The organism is Streptococcus sp. NLAE-zl-C503, assembly GCF_900104285.1.
Taxonomy (GTDB): Bacteria; Bacillota; Bacilli; order Lactobacillales; family Streptococcaceae; genus Streptococcus.
This window is the reverse complement of record NZ_FNJT01000002.1, coordinates 342,467-361,852: the sequence shown is the minus strand read 5'-3', so window position 1 is coordinate 361,852 and position 19,386 is coordinate 342,467. Positions and strand designations below refer to the sequence as shown.

General features: G+C 42.7%; 19 protein-coding genes and 1 riboswitch. Of the genes, 17 read left to right on the top strand and 2 right to left on the bottom strand.

All coding sequences use genetic code 11. The annotated features are described in order from the left end of the window. Nucleotides 1-4 precede the first annotated feature (4 nt). Nucleotides 5-107, top strand: a riboswitch (TPP riboswitch). 73 nt (nt 108-180) lie between these two features. From BLS46_RS05945 to BLS46_RS05895, 11 genes are all read left to right on the top strand, one after another. Then, nucleotides 181-471 carry a thiamine-binding protein gene (locus tag BLS46_RS05945; RefSeq protein ID WP_093586260.1) on the top strand — a complete coding sequence of 97 codons (291 nt, stop codon included), beginning with the start codon at nt 181-183 and terminating at the stop codon, nt 469-471. Next, nucleotides 434-1,192, top strand: coding sequence for an ABC transporter permease (locus tag BLS46_RS05940; RefSeq protein WP_180364058.1), 759 nt, complete (start codon nt 434-436; stop codon nt 1,190-1,192). The genes BLS46_RS05945 and BLS46_RS05940 overlap by 38 nt, the downstream gene beginning before the upstream one ends. Nucleotides 1,193-1,229: 37 nt before the next feature. Beyond that, nucleotides 1,230-2,237 (top strand): ABC transporter substrate-binding protein, encoded by a 1,008-nt coding sequence (locus tag BLS46_RS05935; protein WP_093586256.1) that lies wholly within the window; start codon nt 1,230-1,232, stop codon nt 2,235-2,237. Then, a complete protein-coding gene (locus BLS46_RS05930; protein WP_093586254.1) occupies nt 2,237-2,965 on the top strand; it encodes an ABC transporter ATP-binding protein in 729 nt (242 codons plus the stop codon). Before BLS46_RS05935 ends, BLS46_RS05930 begins: the two co-directional genes overlap by 1 nt. 118 nt (nt 2,966-3,083) lie before the next feature. Next, nucleotides 3,084-3,542 (top strand): CtsR family transcriptional regulator, encoded by a 459-nt coding sequence (locus tag BLS46_RS05925; RefSeq protein WP_001211258.1) that lies wholly within the window; start codon nt 3,084-3,086, stop codon nt 3,540-3,542. A 1-nt stretch (nt 3,543) separates the two neighbouring features. Next, a complete protein-coding gene (locus BLS46_RS05920; protein WP_093586252.1) occupies nt 3,544-5,976 on the top strand; it encodes an ATP-dependent Clp protease ATP-binding subunit in 2,433 nt (810 codons plus the stop codon). Between the two features lie 144 nt (nt 5,977-6,120). Next, entirely contained in the window at nt 6,121-7,179 is a 1,059-nt protein-coding gene (locus tag BLS46_RS05915; RefSeq protein ID WP_093586250.1) for an AAA family ATPase, read from the top strand. Between the two features lie 9 nt (nt 7,180-7,188). After that, on the top strand, nt 7,189-7,968 hold the full coding sequence (pnuC, locus tag BLS46_RS05910; protein ID WP_093586248.1) for a nicotinamide riboside transporter PnuC: 780 nt from the start codon (nt 7,189-7,191) through the stop codon (nt 7,966-7,968). 1 nt (nt 7,969) lies between these two features. Beyond that, entirely contained in the window at nt 7,970-8,743 is a 774-nt protein-coding gene (locus BLS46_RS05905) for an NUDIX domain-containing protein (protein WP_093586246.1), read from the top strand. Between the two features lie 294 nt (nt 8,744-9,037). Continuing rightward, nucleotides 9,038-9,721, top strand: a complete 684-nt coding sequence (locus tag BLS46_RS05900) for a hypothetical protein (protein ID WP_093586244.1) — start codon at nt 9,038-9,040, stop codon at nt 9,719-9,721. Between the two features lie 126 nt (nt 9,722-9,847). Further along, on the top strand, nt 9,848-10,534 hold the full coding sequence (locus BLS46_RS05895) for a YoaK family protein (protein WP_093586242.1): 687 nt from the start codon (nt 9,848-9,850) through the stop codon (nt 10,532-10,534). A 55-nt stretch (nt 10,535-10,589) separates the two neighbouring features. On the opposite strand, the gene dusB is transcribed toward BLS46_RS05895, so the two are convergent. Beyond that, on the bottom strand, nt 10,590-11,570 hold the full coding sequence (gene dusB / locus BLS46_RS05890) for a tRNA dihydrouridine synthase DusB (protein ID WP_180364057.1): 981 nt from the start codon (nt 11,568-11,570) through the stop codon (nt 10,590-10,592). Beyond that, nucleotides 11,557-12,429, bottom strand: coding sequence for an Hsp33 family molecular chaperone HslO (gene hslO, locus BLS46_RS05885; RefSeq protein WP_000357866.1), 873 nt, complete (start codon nt 12,427-12,429; stop codon nt 11,557-11,559). Before hslO ends, dusB begins: the two co-directional genes overlap by 14 nt. A 293-nt stretch (nt 12,430-12,722) precedes the next feature. Here hslO and BLS46_RS05880 point away from each other — a divergent pair, with 293 nt between their 5' ends. The 6 genes from BLS46_RS05880 to nt5e all read left to right on the top strand — a co-directional run bounded on the left by BLS46_RS05880 (nt 12,723) and on the right by nt5e (nt 19,355). Continuing rightward, nucleotides 12,723-12,854 carry a teichoic acid D-Ala incorporation-associated protein DltX gene (locus BLS46_RS05880; protein WP_025168981.1) on the top strand — a complete coding sequence of 44 codons (132 nt, stop codon included), beginning with the start codon at nt 12,723-12,725 and terminating at the stop codon, nt 12,852-12,854. A gap of 20 nt (nt 12,855-12,874) precedes the next feature. Next, nucleotides 12,875-14,425, top strand: coding sequence for a D-alanine--poly(phosphoribitol) ligase subunit DltA (dltA, locus tag BLS46_RS05875; RefSeq protein WP_093586238.1), 1,551 nt, complete (start codon nt 12,875-12,877; stop codon nt 14,423-14,425). Beyond that, nucleotides 14,422-15,666, top strand: a complete 1,245-nt coding sequence (gene dltB / locus BLS46_RS05870; protein ID WP_093586236.1) for a D-alanyl-lipoteichoic acid biosynthesis protein DltB — start codon at nt 14,422-14,424, stop codon at nt 15,664-15,666. The genes dltA and dltB overlap by 4 nt, the downstream gene beginning before the upstream one ends. A gap of 13 nt (nt 15,667-15,679) precedes the next feature. Next, a complete protein-coding gene (dltC, locus tag BLS46_RS05865) occupies nt 15,680-15,919 on the top strand; it encodes a D-alanine--poly(phosphoribitol) ligase subunit DltC (protein ID WP_000351972.1) in 240 nt (79 codons plus the stop codon). Further along, nucleotides 15,912-17,180: a D-alanyl-lipoteichoic acid biosynthesis protein DltD gene (gene dltD, locus BLS46_RS05860; RefSeq protein ID WP_093586234.1), complete on the top strand. Its 1,269-nt coding sequence runs from the start codon at nt 15,912-15,914 to the stop codon at nt 17,178-17,180. Before dltC ends, dltD begins: the two co-directional genes overlap by 8 nt. 141 nt (nt 17,181-17,321) lie before the next feature. After that, on the top strand, nt 17,322-19,355 hold the full coding sequence (gene nt5e / locus BLS46_RS05855) for a cell surface ecto-5'-nucleotidase Nt5e (RefSeq protein WP_093586232.1): 2,034 nt from the start codon (nt 17,322-17,324) through the stop codon (nt 19,353-19,355). The last annotated feature ends 31 nt before the right edge of the window (nt 19,356-19,386 follow it).

Genomic DNA, 19,386 nt, shown 5'->3' with positions numbered 1-19,386 from the left:
TGTCCATATAAGATACGGGAGTCTGTGTACAGTCTGAGAGGAAGTGTTAAACTTCGACCGCACCTGATCTGGGTAATGCCAGCGTAGGGAAGGATACTTAGTCGAATTCTGCACCTTTTCCGTATATATGGTAAAGGTTTTTCTTTTTGTCAAAAGGAAACCTGAGAAGAGGAGGTTTTTATGAAAGCAAGCATTGCCTTGCAAGTCTTACCCCTATCACAGGGGATTGATCGAATTGCTATTATCGATCAAGTGATTGCTTATCTGCAAGCTCAGTCCGTGACCATGGTGGTGACACCTTTTGAAACGGTCCTGGAAGGGGAGTTGGATGAGCTCATGCGTATTCTCAAAGACGCGCTAGAAGTGGCAGGGCAGGAGGCAGATAATGTCTTTGCCAATGTTAAAATAAATGTAGGAGAGATTTTAAGTATTGATGAGAAACTTGAAAAGTATGATGAGACGACAGATTAGTCTATTGGGTTTTCTAGGAGTCTTGTCAATCTGGCAGTTAGCGGGAATATTCAAACTTTTACCCAAGTTTATCCTGCCAACCCCTTTTGAAATTCTTCAGGCCTTTGTTCGTGACAGAGAATTTCTCTGGCACCATAGCTGGGCGACCTTGAGAGTGGCTTTGCTGGGTCTAGTCTTGGGAGTCTTGATTGCCTGTCTCATGGCGGTGCTTATGGATAGTATGACTTGGCTCAATGATCTTATCTACCCTATGATGGTGGTTATCCAGACCATTCCGACCATTGCCATAGCGCCTATCTTGGTCTTGTGGCTAGGCTATGGGATATTGCCCAAGATTGTCTTGATTATCCTGACGACAACCTTCCCTATAATTGTTAGTATCTTGGACGGTTTTAGGCATTGTGACAAGGATATGCTGACCTTGTTTAGTCTGATGCGAGCCAAGCCTTGGCAAATCCTGTGGCATTTTAAAATCCCTGTCAGTCTGCCTTACTTTTATGCAGGTCTGAGGGTTAGTGTCTCCTACGCCTTTATCACAACAGTGGTATCTGAGTGGTTGGGAGGCTTTGAAGGACTAGGTGTTTATATGATTCAGTCTAAAAAACTGTTTCAGTATGATACCATGTTTGCCATTATTATTCTGGTGTCGATTATCAGCCTTCTCGGTATGAAGTTGGTCGATATTAGTGAAAAATATGTGATTAAATGGAAACGTACTTAAAATAGAGCGTTTTTGAAAAAGAAAAGAGGAAATGAAAATGAAGAAAACATGGAAAGTGTTTTTAACGCTTGTGACAGCTCTTGTAGCTGTCGTGCTGGTGGCTTGTGGGCAAGGAACTGCTTCTAAGGACAATAAAGAAGCAGAACTCAAAAAAATTGACTTTATCCTAGATTGGACACCGAATACCAACCATACAGGGCTTTATGTAGCCAAAGAAAAAGGTTATTTCAAAGAAGCTGGAGTGGATGTTGACTTGAAATTGCCACCAGAAGAAAGCTCATCTGACTTGGTAATCAATGGCAAGGCACCATTTGCTATCTATTTCCAAGACTACATGGCTAAAAAATTGGAAAAAGGGGCAGGAATCACTGCCGTTGCCGCTATCGTAGAGCACAATACATCAGGAATCATCTCACGTAAATCTGACAATGTCACTAGTCCAAAAGACTTGGTTGGCAAGAAATATGGAACCTGGAATGACCCGACTGAGCTTGCTATGTTGAAAACCTTGGTAGAATCTCAAGGCGGAGACTTTGAGAAGGTCGAAAAAGTACCAAACAACGACTCAAACTCCATCACACCGATTGCCAATGGCGTCTTTGACACTGCTTGGATCTACTACGGTTGGGATGGTATCCTTGCCAAATCTCAAGGCGTAGATGCTAACTTCATGTACTTGAAAGACTATGTCAAGGAGTTTGACTACTACTCACCAGTCATCATCGCAAACAACGACTATCTCAAAGACAACAAAGAAGAAGCTCGCAAAGTTATCCAAGCTATCAAAAAAGGCTACCAATATGCCATGGAACATCCAGAAGAAGCTGCAGATATCCTCATCAAGAATGCTCCCGAACTCAAGGAAAAACGTGATTTCGTTATCGAATCTCAAAAATACTTGTCGAAAGAATACGCAAGCGACAAGGAAAAATGGGGACAATTTGACGTAGCTCGCTGGAATGCCTTCTACAAATGGGATAAAGAAAATGGTATCCTTAAAGAAGACTTGACAGGCAAAGGCTTTACCAATGAATTTGTGAAATAATGACAGAAATTAGACTAGAACACGTCAGTTATGCCTATGGTCAAGAGAGGATTTTAGAGGATATCAATCTGAAAGTGACTTCAGGTGAAGTGGTTTCTATCCTAGGTCCAAGTGGTGTTGGAAAAACCACCCTCTTTAATCTGATCGCTGGGATTTTAGAAGTTCAGTCAGGGCGAATTGTCCTTGATGGCGAGGAAAATCCCAAGGGGCGCGTTAGTTATATGTTGCAAAAGGATTTGCTCTTAGAACATAAGACGGTACTTGGCAATATCATCTTGCCCCTCTTGATTCAAAAGGTGAATAAGGTAGAAGCCATTGCCCGAGCGGATGAAATTCTTGCGACCTTCCAGTTGACAGCCGTAAGGGACAAGTATCCTCATGAACTCAGCGGAGGGATGCGTCAGCGTGTGGCCTTACTCCGCACCTACCTTTTCGGGCACAAACTCTTTCTCTTAGACGAGGCCTTTAGTGCCTTGGATGAGATGACCAAGATGGAACTTCACGCTTGGTATCTGGAGATTCACAAGCAACTGCAGCTGACTACTTTGATCATCACACACAGTATCGAGGAAGCCCTCAACCTCAGTGACCGCATCTATATTCTAAAAAATCGGCCTGGACAGATTGTTTCTGAAGTTAAACTAGATTGGTCCCAGAGCGAAGACAAGGAAGTCCAAAAAATTGCCTATAAGCGTCAAATCTTAGCGGAATTGGGATTAAATACTTAGAAAAATAGGGAGTTGGTGAAGATTATTCTTTACTTGCTCCCTTTTCCTTTAAAAAAATCAAAAATTTCGGTATAATAGTCAAAGATAGTCAAGGTTCAAAGAAGGAGTTTGATTTACTATGAGATTTAAAAATACATCAGATCATATCGAAGCCTATATCAAGGCGATTTTAGACCAATCTGGTATCGTGGAATTGCAGCGGAGCCAGTTGGCAGATACCTTTCAGGTTGTGCCGAGTCAGATCAACTATGTCATCAAGACACGTTTTACTGAAAGCAGAGGTTACTTGGTTGAGAGCAAGCGGGGTGGCGGAGGCTACATTCGCATAGGCCGGATTGAGTTTTCCAATCATCATGAGATGCTCCGCGATTTGCTTTACTCGATTGGTGAGCGAGTTAGTCAGGAGATTTACGAGGATATTCTCCAGCTTTTGGTGGAGCAGGACTTGATGACCAAGCAGGAGATGACCTTGCTGACTTCAGTAGCAACGGATCGTGTCCTAGGGGAAGAATCCTCAGTTGTCCGTGCCAATATGCTCCGACAGCTATTACAAGAGGTAGATAGAAAAGAGAAGTAAGATGAACTATTCAAAAGCATTGAATGAATGTATCGAGAGTGCCTACATGGTTGCAAGCCATTTTGGAGCCCGTTACCTGGAGTCTTGGCATTTATTGATTGCCATGTCCAATCACAGTTACAGTGTGGCAGGTGCGACTCTAAATGATTATCCTTATGAAATGGACCGTTTAGAAGAGGTTGCGTTGGAACTGACTGAAACGGACTATAGCCAAGACGAAACCTTTACGGAATTGCCTTTTTCTCATCGTTTGGAGCTTCTCTTTGCAGAAGCAGAGTATGTGGCCTCAGCGGTCCACGCAAAGGTGCTAGGGACAGAGCATGTCCTCTATGCGATTTTGCATGACGGCAATGCCTTGGCAACTCGCATCTTGGAGAGAGCAGGATTTTCTTATGAAGACCAGAAAGATCAGGTCAGAATTGCTGCTCTTCGTCGCAATTTAGAGGAGCGTGCTGGCTGGACTAGAGAAGATCTTAAGGCTTTACGTCAACGCCATCGCACGGTATCTGACAAGCAAAATTCCATGGCAAATATGATGGGTATGCCTCAGAATCCAAGTGGCGGTCTCGAGGACTACACGCATGACCTGACGGAGCAAGCGCGCTCTGGCAAGTTAGAGCCAGTTATCGGTCGTGACAAGGAAATCTCACGTATGATTCAGATTTTGAGTCGAAAGACCAAGAACAATCCTGTCTTGGTTGGAGATGCTGGTGTCGGGAAAACAGCTCTAGCCCTTGGCCTTGCTCAGCGTATTGCTAGTGGGGATGTACCTGCGGAAATGGCCAAGATGCGCGTTTTGGAGCTTGATTTGATGAATGTCGTTGCGGGAACACGTTTCCGTGGAGATTTTGAAGAGCGTATGAACAACATCATCAAGGATATCGAGGAAGATGGCAAAGTGATTCTCTTTATTGATGAACTTCACACCATCATGGGATCTGGGAGTGGTATTGACTCGACTCTGGATGCGGCCAATATCTTGAAACCAGCCTTGGCTCGTGGAACTTTGAGAACGGTTGGTGCAACCACTCAGGAAGAATACCAAAAGCACATCGAAAAAGATGCGGCCCTTTCTCGTCGTTTTGCCAAAGTGACAATTGAAGAGCCAAGTTTAGCTGACAGCATGACCATTTTGCAAGGTTTGAAGGCGACTTATGAGAAACACCACCGTGTGCAAATTACAGATGATGCTGTCGAAACGGCTGTTAAGATGGCGCATCGTTACTTGACTAGTCGTCACTTGCCAGACTCTGCTATCGACCTCTTGGATGAGGCGGCAGCAACTGTGCAAAACAAATCCAAGCATGTGAGAATGGACGAATCCGACTTGAGTCCAGCTGACAAGGCCTTGATGGATGGTAAGTGGAAACAAGCAGGCCAGCTAATCGCAAAAGAGCAGGAAGTGCCTGTCTATAAAGACTTGGTTACAGAGTCTGATATTTTGACCACCTTGAGTCGCTTGTCAGGTATCCCAGTCCAAAAACTGACTCAGATTGACGCTAAGAAATACCTGAACCTGGAAGCTGAATTGCATAAACGTGTCATCGGTCAAGATCAAGCAGTTTCAAGCATTAGCCGTGCCATTCGCCGCAATCAGTCAGGGATTCGCAGTCACAAGCGTCCGATTGGTTCCTTTATGTTCCTAGGACCGACGGGTGTCGGAAAAACTGAATTAGCCAAGGCTCTGGCAGAAGTTCTTTTTGACGACGAATCAGCCCTTATCCGCTTTGATATGAGTGAATATATGGAGAAATTTGCAGCTAGCCGTCTCAATGGAGCTCCTCCGGGCTATGTGGGCTACGAAGAAGGTGGGGAGTTGACCGAGAAGGTTCGCAACAAACCCTACTCAGTGCTCCTCTTTGACGAGGTAGAAAAGGCCCACCCAGACATCTTTAATGTTCTCTTGCAAGTCTTGGACGACGGTGTCTTGACAGATAGCAAGGGACGCAAGGTGGACTTTTCAAATACTATTATCATCATGACGTCAAACCTTGGTGCGACAGCCCTTCGTGATGATAAGACTGTCGGATTTGGGGTCAAGGACATTCGTTTTGACCAAGAAAATATGGAAAAACGGATCTTTGAAGAGTTGAAAAAAGCTTATCGACCAGAGTTTATCAACCGTATTGATGAAAAGGTGGTCTTCCATAGTTTGGATAGCGAACACATGCAGGAAATTGTCAAGATCATGGTTAAACCATTGATTGCTAGCCTGGCAGAGAAGGGCATCGACTTGAAACTACAAGCTTCGGCACTGAAGTTGCTAGCTAGTCACGGTTACAATCCAGAAATGGGAGCTCGCCCACTTCGCAGAACACTGCAAACAGAGGTGGAAGACAAGTTGGCAGAGCTCCTCCTCAAGGGAGAACTGGTAGCAGGTAAGACTCTCAAGATTGGTGTCAAAGCTGGTCAATTAAAATTTGATATTGCTTAAAAATGGAGAATCAGGAGCAATCCTGATTCTTTTTTCTACTTTTTTATAAAAAATGATAAAAAACTATTGACAAAATAAAAATATAAGATATAATAAAAACATAGAAAACAAAAATATCAAAAACTATAAAAAGGTAAAACATTTATGAAAAAGAAAACTGCAGTGGTATTTGGGACCTTTGCCCCTCTCCATCAGGGGCATATCGATTTAATCCAGCGAGCAAAGCGTCAGTGTAATCAGGTCTGGGTAGTCGTTTCAGGCTATGAGGGAGACCGAGGGGAGCAGATAGGCTTAACGCTTCAAAAACGATTTCGCTATATCAGAGAGGCTTTTCGTGATGACGAGTTGACCTCTGTCTGCAAGTTAGATGAAACTAAGCTTCCTCGTTACCCTATGGGCTGGCAGGAGTGGCTGGATCAGATGTTATCGGAGATTTCCTACGATGAAGCCCAGCAAGAACTGATCTTTTTTGTGGGAGAACGTGGCTACCAGCAAGAATTATCTAATCGTGGCTTTGAGACCGTTTTGCAAGAAAGAAAGTTTGGTATCTCAGCGACTATGATTCGAGAAAATCCAAGCAAATATTGGAAATACATCGCTCAACCCTTCCGTCGTCAGTTTACAAAGAAAGTGTTGATTATGGGAAGTGCCAGCAATGGGAAGACCACTTTAGCAAAGGATTTGGCAAGGTATTACGATGTGCCCGTTAGTCTGGAATACGCGCGTGAGTACCAGATCAAAAACAATGTCCGCGACGATGAATTGACTCCAAAGGATTACTATTATCTCCTGTTGGGACAGTATGACCAGACCTCAAAATTAATTGATAGCAATGCCAATCGAGGCCTAGTGATAGCTGATACCAACTCCTTGGTAACCAAGGGTTATTATGACTACTACATGGAGGCTGAGGATCAAGGGGACTTATCAGGAGAAACCTTTGACAATCTCTTTGTTTCAATCTTGGCTAAGGAAAAATGGGACTTGATTCTCTTTGTGCAGCCTGTCGGTTCCTATGTCAATGACGGATTTAGAGATATGACCATGGCAGAAGACCATGTTCGTCACAGTTTTTCCCAGCATTTGGACCAGATGAGAGAGCGATACTTAACCACCATTCCACTAGTTTATCTAGCGGAGGATTATCTAGGCAATTATGAAGCAGCAAAAGTGGCTATCGATGCCATTTACCAAGCAGATTAGGAGAAAATTATGAAAACAGTAACTAAAAAAATCACACAATTTATCGAAAACTTTAAAAACGTCCATGCGGAAGCCCGCAAGATCGGTTTTGCAGGGATCATGCGCCTGCTCTGGAAGGATCTCTTTGTCGACCGTAGTCTTTTTCAGTGGTTGTATCTCATCGCCTTGTCGAGTGTTCCCTTGATCTTAGAGTTCACACAAAATACGGAAAGTCATGACTGGCTGAGCTTGTTTGCATCTTGGACTGGGATTGTCTGTGTCATCTTGGTAGCAGAAGGGCGTGCAAGCAATTATCTCTTTGGGGCTATTAACTCAGCTATCTATTTGATTTTGGCCATGAATGCGACTTTTTATGGCGAAGTTTTGACGACCGTTTACTTCTTTGTCATGCAGCCGATTGGTCTCTATGCTTGGCTGTCTAATCGTATCAATGACCAAGGAAAACCAGAAGAATCCCACTTTGAAGCTAAGAAATTATCTGTGATTGACTGGCTCAAGTACTTGGCCTTGACTGCCATTATCTGGATTGGTATGGGCTTGGCTTACCAAAGTATCCATAGTGCTCGCCCTTTCCGTGATAGTGTTACCGATGCGACCAATGGTGTTGGTCAGCTCTTGATGACACGTCTTTACCGCGAGCAATGGATTTTCTGGATTGCAACCAATCTCTTTAGTATATACCTTTGGTGGGGTGAAAATATCCATATCCAAGGGATGTACTGGGTTTACACACTGAACAGTCTAGTGGGTTGGTACCAATGGACCAAGGCAGTTCGAAAGGAGGCATAAGATGGCAGATACGATGATTCCAGCCGGAATGACGGAAAAAGAATATTATGAAATCCATGCCAGTCAGGAGGAGTTTTTAGACTGGTACTACAAGCAGGAACTCCCTCAATATGAAAAACCAAGTGTGACAGTGGATATGGTGGCTTACTGCTTTGTCGAAGGAAAGATCAAGCTCTTACTGATCCGTCGCAAGGCCCACCCTTATCAAAACTGTTTGGCTCTGGTTGGAGGCTTTATGGACAAGGGAGAAGATGCTACACATGCCTGTCAGCGCGAAGTGAGAGAAGAAGTCAATCTCGATCTACCTTTGGAAAAAATCGAGCAATTAATGACCGTATCAACCCCTGGGCGTGATCCGCGAGGCTGGACAGTGACCATTGCCCACTTAGTGTACCTACCTAGTCGTGCATTAGAACTGGTTCAGGCAGGTGACGATGCCAAGGATGTCGTTTTTGTAGATGTCGATTTCCAGACAGGCAAATGCTACCTTGAGGGAGTCGAGCTGGAGGAGCAAGCCTTCGCCTTTGACCATTATGCCATTATCCAAGAATCCATCAAACGAATCCAAGGCCGTCTCGACTGGAACCCGACCTTCCTCTACCTGCTGGAGGAGGAGTTCACTGTCTACGAGGGAACCGAACTGGTCAATCTCATCACCCCAGGTCGCCCTATCGTCAGCAATAATTTTTTAGTAAAATACGGCGAATATGTAGAAGAAGTCGGACTCAAACGAGTACCCAAAAAGAAACCAAGAAAAACCTATCGATTGAAATAAAAAGCGAGGTCGGGATCAAAATCCCGACCTCTTTGTTTGCCCTTATTAAGTTACTTTGCTGTTGCGACTGTTTTTATTTTAGAACAATGCAAGCGATTATAAAAGTAGGGGTAAAAAATGACTCTAATCTAGGAAATTTTTCTATTTTTTCGTTTCGATTACGAATAGAAATAGTAGAAGGAACAATTTTTAAAATAGTTTCTCTAAAAAGTTGACAGATTTAAGCTCTAATGTTACAATTATATTACAAAAACATTTCTTAACATTTCAAAAATGTTACAAAGGAGTAGAAAAATGAAAAAGAAAATCTATATCAAATTGATGGCAGCGACTGTGTTGGCTTCTACCTTGCTACTGGGAGCTTGTGGAAATAAAAACGAAACCACTCAAACTAGTAGCTCTGCAAAAACAAGTCAATCATCAAGTTCTAAAGCGGCTTCTTCTAGCAAAGAAAGCAAGACTCAAAAATCTTCAAGCTCCGCTTCATCTGAAAAGGCTCAGGCATCTTCTGGTCAGTCTTCTACAACGCCAGATCAGTCACAAGCGAAACCGGCACCTGAATCAAGACAAGAGCAAGCAGCTCCCAGTCAACAAGCCCCTTCTCAGGCTCCATCAACTCAGCAAGGCTCTCAAGCTCAGTCTAACCAGTCAGGCTATGATCCAACAACTGACCGCAAACTTCAGGACAAGCAAGCTGAACACAACAAACGCTATAAGGGAGTTTTAACCATGGTAGATGGTGACTTCTCAGCAGCTGCAGGCAACTGGAAGGGAGCGAATGGCGAAACCATTACGGTTTCATCAGGGGGCCAATTTACAGTAGAAACTGCAGATGGAAAGAAAGAAAACTATTCTATCAGAGGCTACTCTTACACTCTTGATGATGGCAAGTATAATGCTAAAATCGGTGGAGGAAAAATCATCCAAATTATAACAGGTGCGGATGGTAAAGTTTCAAGCGTTGCCTTGTTTCAATAATAAAATTTGGTGTTTTAACTCTTACTAGAAATCGTTCTGTAAAAGAGTGAGTCAACTGTTTTTCACTTAGTTTCTCCAAGAGAAAGTGGTATAATAAAAAAATCAAAGGAAAACGAGTGATAATACATGGCGGATAAATTAATCTTACCTCAAAACACACGATTGATGGGAGTATTTCTTGGATTTGTAGGTGGTTCTTTGGATGTGTTTTGCCATATTCAATACCATAGTTTGGTAGCGACACAGACAGGGAATATTCTCCTACTTATATCTGATTGGCACGACTCAAATGTTATCAATACAATGCTACGATTCTGCTCCATTATTTTCTTTTCTCTAGGATTTCTGTTTGCATTGCACATGAAAGAATACCGCAAAACGGCCTACTGGCGGGTTAAGATGCTGCTCCCTTTATTTATTGGAACTCTTATTCTACCTTTCTTTTCACGATTTCCTCTATTAGAAGTTCCTTTCATCGCTTTTGGAACAGGAATGATGATGCTAACATTTACGGGCAGTTTGATTGAAGATCATCCCTATGTCATTTTTATGACGTCTGGAAATTACCGAAAGATGCTGACCGCTTTGTATCGCATTGCTAGAAGAGAAGGAAATTTCCAAGAATACCGTCGTCAGGCCTTAAATTATGGGATTGTTGTGGGAAGTTTCGTAGTGGGCGCAATCAGCTTGGCTGTATTGATGCATTTTCTTCATGAATGGTCTATATGGATTGTCAGCCTCAATTTGTTTTTAATTATGTCCTATTATATAGCTAGAGTGAAGCAATTAGATTTACAAGATGAAAATATATAAAAACGGCAAAACTCATTTTTGAGCTTTGCCGTTTTTGTGAGTTGTAGATGTGAGACTATGCTTTGTCTAATTGCAAGAGGGCTTCAATCTCTGCTAGGGTGCTAGCTTGTGAGATAGCTCCACGGAGTTTGGCTGCGCCAGATGTTCCACGGAGGTAGTGAGGAGCGAGTCCACGGAATTCACGAACGGCTACGTTTTCTCCTTTGAGGCTAATTAAGCGTTTTAAGTGTTCGTAGGCGATTTTCATCTTATCTTCAAAGGTCAAATCAGGAAGGATTTCTCCTGTTTCAAAGTAGTGGTTGATTTGATTGAAGAGGTAGGGATTTCCCATGGCTGCTCGGCCAATCATAACTGCGTCAGCACCAACTTCTTCGATGCGTTGTTTAGCATCTTGAACTGTACGGATGTCACCGTTGGCGATAAATGGGATCTTAGTCAGTGCTTGGGCTACATCGTGCAAGGTCTCGAGGTCTGCGTGGCCTGTGTACATTTGTTCGCGGGTACGGCCATGCATGGCGAGAGCAGAGACACCAGCAGCTTCAGCTGCGAGGGCATTCTCCACGGCTAGGGATGGATCAGACCATCCAGTACGCATTTTGACGGTGAGGGGGATGTCAAGGACAGATTGGACCTTGTTGATAATAGAGTAGATCTTGTCTGGGTCCTTGAGCCACATAGCGCCAGCTTCGTTTTTCACGATTTTGTTAACTGGGCAGCCCATGTTGATATCGACGATATCGGTCTTGGTGTTTTTTTGGATGAATTCTGCTGCGCGTGCGAGGCTGTCTTCATCACTACCAAAGAGTTGGATAGAAACGGGATTTTCGCCTTCATCGATATGAAGCATGTGCAGTGTTTTTTCGTTGTTGTACTGGATGCCCTTGTCAGAGACCATTTCCATCACAACGAGTCCAGCTCCGAGCTCTTTTGCGATGGTACGAAAGGCTGAGTTGGTGACACCAGCCATGGGTGCTAAAACAGTACGATTGGGAATCTCAACATTTCCAATCATAAAAGGTGTATTAAGATTTGTCACGAATGAGTTCCTCCAGGTCGTTTTCGTCAAAGTTATAAGTTGTTTGGCAGAATTGACAAGTGATTTCTGCCCCGTGGTCTTCCTCTTTCATTTCCTCAAGGTCTGAGTTTGGAAGGCTGGCAAGAGCGTTCATAAAACGGTCTTTGCTGCAGTCACATTGGAAACGAATTTCTTCTTCAGATAGACGTTTGTAAGATTCGTCACCATAGATAGCCTTGAGGAGGGCTTCGATATGGTCATCGCTTTCTAGAAGGGTTGAGATAGCTGGCATTTCTTGGATGCGTTTCTCAAAGCGAGCAATCTCTTCTTCCTTGGCCCCTGGCAATACTTGGAGAAGGAAACCGCCGGCAACTTTGACCTTGTCGTCTTTATCCAAAAGAACATTGAGGCCGACTGCAGAAGGGGTCTGTTGACTTTCTGTCAGGTAATAGGCCAAGTCTTCACCGATTTCTCCAGAGATGAGAGGAGTCATGGAGTTGTAAGGATTTCCAGTACCGTAGTCTGTGATAACGAGGAATTGACCGTTTCCAACAAAAGGTCCAACAAGGACTTCACCTGTTGCGGTCTTTTTGATGTCAACGCCTGGATTTTGAACGTAACCTTTGACGTTGCCCTTGGTATCTGCGACCGTGATGATGGCACCGAGAGAGCTTGTTCCAAGAACTTTAACCGTTAGCTTGGTATTTCCTTTTTCATTGGCTACGAGAATCTGGCTAGCGATAAGGGTACGACCAAGTGCAACAGTTGAACTGGCTTGAGTTTGATGTTTTTCTTGAGCAGTGCGGACAGTTTCAGTGCTATCAAGGACAAAAGCACGAAAGGCTCCGCTTTCTGATATAGTTTTAATAATTTTATCCATAGCTACTATTTTAGCATAAAAATGCTCAAAGGGGGAGCCGTGTGTTTGCTGTCATTTTTTAAACTGTTTAATTTCTGATGACTGGTATAGGAGATTTATAGAAATGGAAATTTTTGTTTACGTTTACTGTTAACATTTTAATTTATCTTAAAATAAGCTAAAACAAACTTTTAAGTTATGGTAAACAGTTGAAAAAAAGGTTGATAAAATGGTAAAATGTTAGGAAGATAAGATAGTAAATGCATAGTTGCATAGCTTTTTTGAAAAATCATAGAAAATTGAACACACTAACTATGGGAAAACACAGAAAATTGTATATGTTTTTGGGACAGACCGTCCTATATTTTGTAATCTTACTTGGTTTGCTTTATTTTTTTAGTTACCTTGGTCAGAGTCAAGGAACCTTTATTTATAATGAGTTCTAGTTTAAAGGAGAAGAAGAACTGTGTCTAATAAACCGATAAAAGATATGATTGAAACGATTGAGCACTTTGCTCAAACACAACCAACATATCCTGTCTACAACGTTTTAGGTCAGGAGCATACTTATGGTGATCTAAAGGCTGATTCGGATAGTTTGGCTGCAGCTATCGATCGACTTGGCTTGCCTGAGAAATCTCCAGTCGTCGTTTTTGGTGGTCAGGAATATGAGATGTTGGCTACCTTTGTAGCGCTAACTAAGTCGGGTCATGCCTACATTCCAATTGACAGTCATTCGGCCTTGGAACGAGTTTCTGCTATCGTAGAAGTTGCAGAGCCAAGTTTGATTATTGCCATCTCGGATTTTCCATTAGAGCAAACTAGCACACCGATGCTGAATTTAGAGCAAGTTCATGAAGCATTTGCTCAAGCTTCTAGCTACGAGATGACGCATCCAGTCAAGGGAGATGATAACTACTACATCATCTTTACTTCTGGTACGACTGGTAAGCCAAAGGGAGTGCAGATTTCCCACGACAATCTCCTCAGTTTTACCAACTGGATGATTACAGACAAAGAATTTGCGACGCCAAGTCGTCCACAAATGCTGGCCCAGCCCCCTTATTCTTTTGACCTATCTGTCATGTATTGGGCACCAACCTTGGCACTTGGTGGTACGCTTTTCGCTCTTCCTTCAGCTATTACTCAAGATTTCAAAAAACTCTTTGCGACGATCTTTTCATTGCCAATCGCTATCTGGACATCAACGCCTTCCTTTGCAGATATGGCCATGTTGTCAGAAGACTTTAATAGTGAGAAAATGCCTAGAATCACGCATTTCTACTTTGATGGTGAAGAATTGACGGTCAAAACAGCTCAAAAACTGCGAGAGCGTTTCCCAAATGCCCGTATCATCAATGCTTACGGCCCAACAGAAGCGACAGTAGCTCTGTCAGCTGTTGCCGTGACGGACGAGATGTTGTCGACTCTCAAACGCCTACCAATCGGCTATACCAAGGCGGATTCTCCAACCTTTATCATTGATGAGGAAGGCAATAAACTGCCAAATGGCGAACAGGGAGAAATCATTGTCTCAGGACCCGCTGTTTCAAAAGGCTATATGAATAATCCTGAAAAAACGGCAGAGGCCTTCTTTGAGTTCGAAGGTCTTCCAGCCTACCACACAGGAGATGTGGGAACCATGACAGATGAGGGCTTGCTTCTCTACGGTGGACGAATGGATTTCCAGATTAAGTTTAACGGTTATCGTATTGAGCTTGAAGATGTTTCTCAAAACCTCAACAAATCTCGCTATATCGAGTCGGCTGTTGCTGTTCCACGCTATAACAAGGATCACAAGGTACAAAATCTACTGGCCTATGTTATCCTAAAGGACGGTGTCCGCGAGCAGTTTGAACGTGATATCGATATTACCAAGGCTATTAAGGAAGACCTAGCAGATATCATGATGTCTTATATGATGCCATCCAAGTTTCTCTATCGAGACAGTTTGCCACTAACGCCTAATGGTAAAATTGATATCAAGGGCTTGATTAATGAGGTAAACAATAGATGATGGAGCTTTACAAACAGCTACCTCATTTGGAACCTTATGGCAATCTTTATTATTTTTTGTATGTGATTGCTGCGACCCTACCGATATTTATCGGGCTCTTTTTCAAGAAACGTTTTGCCTTGTACGAGGTGCTTGTTAGTCTCTTCTTTATCGTCACCATGTTGGTCGGTGGAAAGACGAATCAAATAAGCGCTCTTATCCTTTATGTTATCTGGCAAGTACTGCTTGTATCTTTCTACAAAAGGTACAGGAAACAACGGGATAGTAAATGGATATTTTACCTGGTTAGCTTTTTGTCCCTATTGCCAATCGTCTTTGTGAAAGTATCTCCCGCTATTCATGGATCTCAATCTTTGTTTGGCTTTTTAGGGATTTCTTACTTGACCTTTCGTGCAGTTGGGGTCATCGTTGAGTTGAGAGATGGTGTCATCAAGGATGTAACGGTCTGGCAATTCTTGCGATTTCTTCTCTTTATGCCGACTTTCTCAAGTGGTCCCATTGATCGTTTTAAACGCTTCAATGAAAATTATGAGACCATTCCTGAGAGGAGTGAGCTGATGGATATGCTAGAAGAGGCTGTCAAATATATCATGCTTGGCTTCCTTTACAAGTTTATCTTGGCTCACATTTTAGGAGAGACGTTATTGCCTCCACTGAAAAATTTAGCCTTGCAGACAGGTGGTTTCTTTAATCATTATGCTTTGGCGGTGATGTATACCTTCGGTTTAGAACTGTTCTTTGACTTTGCGGGCTACTCTATGTTTGCTTTAGCCATCTCCAATTTGATGGGTATTCATAGTACTATCAACTTTAATAAGCCCTTTTTATCAAGGGATTTAAAAGAGTTTTGGAATCGCTGGCACATGAGTCTGTCTTTCTGGTTCCGTGACTTTGTCTTTATGCGAATGGTGATGGTGTTGACCAGAAAGAAGGTCTTTAAAAATCGCAATGTGACTTCAAGTGTTGCCTATATTCTCAATATGCTGATTATGGGCTTTTGGCATGGTGTAACCTGGTACTACATCGCCTATGGACTTTTTCATGGGATTGGGCTGGTCATCAATGATGCTTGGCTTCGTAAGAAAAAAGCGCTCAATAAAGAACGGAAAAAAGCTGGGAAGGGTTCCTTACCTGAGAATCGCTGGATTCAGTTGCTTGGCATGGTTGTCACCTTCCATGTCGTGATGGTTTCATTCTTAATCTTTTCTGGATTTTTGAATGATTTATGGTTTAAAAAATAAAAGGAAATAAAAAATGGATATCAAATCAGAAGTTATTGAAATTATTGATGAGTTGTTTATGGAAGATGTTTCTGACATGATGGATGAAGATCTTTTTGATGCCGGTGTCTTGGATAGCATGGGGACTGTTGAATTGATTGTTGAGATTGAAAACCGTTTTGACATTCGTGTTCCAGTAACGGAGTTCGGTCGTGATGACTGGAATACAGCTAATAAAATCGTAGAAGGTATTACGGAGTTAAAGAATGCTTAAACGCTTGTGGCTGATCTTCGGGCCTATCTTCATTGCTGGATTTTTGGTTCTTCTACTTATCTTTTTTTATCCAAGTACAACAAGCCATAATCTGACGGAGGAGAAGTACTCTGCTGCTTCCATCAGTAGGGAAAGTTTTAAAGAGAGAAGCCAAAAAGTGAGGGCGCTTACGGATCCCAATATGCGTTTTGTCCCTTTTTTAGGGTCAAGTGAATGGATTCGATTTGATAGTGTCCATCCAGCTGTTTTAGCAGAAAAATACAATCGCCCCTACCGCCCTTATTTTCTAGGCCAGGCAGGAGCGGCCTCGCTTAACCAATATTTCGGTTTGCAACAGATTCTGCCAGAAATTGAGGAAAAGCAGGCGGTGTTTGTCATCTCTCCTCAGTGGTTTACAGAGACAGATTACGAGCCCGCAGCGTTTCAGAGATTCTTTAATAGCGATCAGTTGACAGCTTTTTTGGAAAATCAATCTGGGGACATTTCGGCTAAGCATGCTGCGACGCGTTTGTTGAAGCAGAATCCGAGTGTGGCCTTGAAAGGCATCCTTCAAAAGCTTTCAAAAGGAGAGGAATTGTCAGATGCTGATCGACTTATCATCAACCTCTTTGCACGATTCAATGAAAAGCAGTCCTCTCTTTTTGGTCAATTTTCCATTCGGGGGAAACTCAAGTACAAAGAACATGTGGAAAACTATTTAAAAGATCTTCCTGATCAGTTTTCCTATGACGCTTTAGAAGAAATTGCTCGTAAGGATGCAGAAGCAAATACGACCAATAACGATATGGGGATGGAGAATCACTTCTACACGCAAGAGGTCAAAAAAGACTTAAAAAAATGGGAAGGATATCAAAAAAATCATAACTTCCTAAAATCATCGGAGTATAATGATTTGCAGTTGGTTCTTAATCAATTTGCAAAATCAAAGGTTAATGTCCTCTTTGTCATCCAGCCCGTCAACAAGAAATGGATGGAATATACAGAACTCAGTGAAGAAATGTACCAACACGCAGTGGAGAAAATTCGTTATCAGTTAGAAAGTCAAGGCTTTACCAATATTGCTGACTTTTCAAAAAAAGGAGGAGAGCCTTACTTTATCAAGGACACCATTCACTTGGGTTGGTTGGGGTGGCTGGCTTTTGATAAGGTTGTCAATCCCTTCTTGACGGATCCGAAACCAGCTCCAGACTATAAGATGAATGACCGCTTCTTTAGCAAGGACTGGGCGATCTATGATGGAAATATCAAAGATTTTCAATAAATTGATAAAAAAACTTGAACTTTTTGGTTCAGGTTTTTTGGTTAAATGGCGAATATTCAAGAGAAAAACAGGTCAAAAGTTTCATTTTTTTTAGAAATATCGTATAATATAAAGGGAAAAAGAAAAGAAAAGGATTTTAAAATGAATAAACGTTTCTTATTACCTGTCTTGTCGACAGCCCTACTGGCCCCAGCTTTTTTAGCTGGACAGGTCTATGCTGAAGAAGCAGCTGCCCCTGCAGAAAGTCCAGCAGTAGTAACAAATCCTGCAACTTCAGAAACTCCTGTAGCTCCAAAAACAGAGGCGGCAAGTCCCGCAAGTGCTGAATCGGCGGAAGCAAAGGAAGCTCCTGTTGAATCTCTTAAAGAAGAAAAAGACACCGTTATCTTACACACCAATGATGTCCACGGTCGTATCGTAGAGGAAAAGGGAGTAATTGGAGATGCTAAGCTAGCGACTGTCATCGAGCAGGAACGCGCGAAAACAAATCAAACTACTCTCGTCGTAGATGCTGGAGATGCCTTCCAAGGTTTGCCGATTTCCAACTCTACTAAGGGTGAAGCGCGCGCTGAAATTCTCAATCAGATGCAGTATGATGCTATGGCAGTAGGAAACCATGAGTTTGACTTTGGTCTTGATGAAGTTAAAAAATACAAGGAAATTCTGAAATTCCCATTACTTAGCTCAAATACTTATGTCAATGGAGCTCGTCTTTTTGAAGCTTCCACAATCGTTGATAAGGATAAGACTGTGGAAGGTGATGAGTTTGTTGTAATCGGTGTAACAACACCTGAAACAGCTACAAAAACCCACCCTAAAAACATTAAAGGGGTAACTTTTACTGATCCAATCTCTGAAGTCAATAAGGTCATCGAAGAAGTTCAAGCCAAGGCGCGTGCAGAAGGCAAGAACTACAAACACTATGTCGTACTTGCTCACTTGGGTGTTGATACTACAACCCCAGTCGAATGGCGTGGTTCAACCTTGGCAGAAGCCTTGTCTAAAAATCCTCGTTTGAAAGGGAAACGCGTAACAGTAATCGACGGTCACTCTCATACAGTAGAATCAACGACTTATGGAGACAATGTTACCTATAACCAGACAGGAAGCTACCTTCATAATGTTGGGAAAATCACCTACAAATCACGTCAGCTTTTGGGCAATCCAACTCAGATTCCGGCTGCTGATGCTAAAAAATTACCAGCCAATCCAACAGTTGAAAAACTAGTCAAAGACATTAAACAAAAATACGATGCTGAAAATGCTGTTGAAGTCGTTTCAAACAGCCCTGTAGAACTCAACGGCGATCGTGAAAATGTTCGGGTTCGTGAAACCAACCTCGGAAACGTCGTAGCGGACTCCCTCTATCAGTATGGTCAGACAGGATTTAGCCATCCGACTGACATTGCTGTGACAAATGGCGGTGGCTTGCGTGAAACCATTGCAAAAGGCAAACCAATCACTAAAGGGAATGTCATTGCGGTTCTTCCATTTGGAAACACGATTTCACAAATCCAAGTGACTGGGCAACAAGTCTTGGATATGTTTGAAAAGTCACTCGGTTCTATCTTGCAGGTCGATAAGGATGGCAAGAAGGTCTTGGATGAGAACGGACAACCATTGCTAGAACCAAGTGGTGGCTTCTTGCAAGTTTCAGGTGTGAAGGTCTATTATGATACCAACTTACCATCAGGTAAACGTGTCTTGGCCATCCAGGTCAAAAACCGCACGACTGGTCGTTATGATCTCCTAGACCTCGCAAAAACCTACTATCTTGCAACCAATGATTTCCTTGCTGCAGGTGGTGATGGCTACACGATGTTAGGTGGTGTGCGAGAAGAAGGTCCTTCTATGGATGCAGCCTTTGAAGAGTATCTGAAAACAGCTGATTTGACCCAGTATGAAAAGATCAATCCGAACTCACGGACGATTTCTGTGGATTCTAAAAACTTTAGTCTACCAGTAGAAACGCCTCAAACGAATGCAGCTGCTAGCGATGCGACTACGAATGTTCCACTTACTTATGAGGTGGCAGGTCAATTTAGCAAGAAGGCAGTTGTCTCAGAAAAAGCTCTCCCAAATACAGGAAGTGAACAGTCCATCTTCTTGCTCTTGATGGGAATGGTAGCTGGTTTGGCAGGTATCTTATCGAGTCGAAAACCAAAGCAAAAATAGGTTAAATTTTACATCTAGAAGAGTCTAGGGA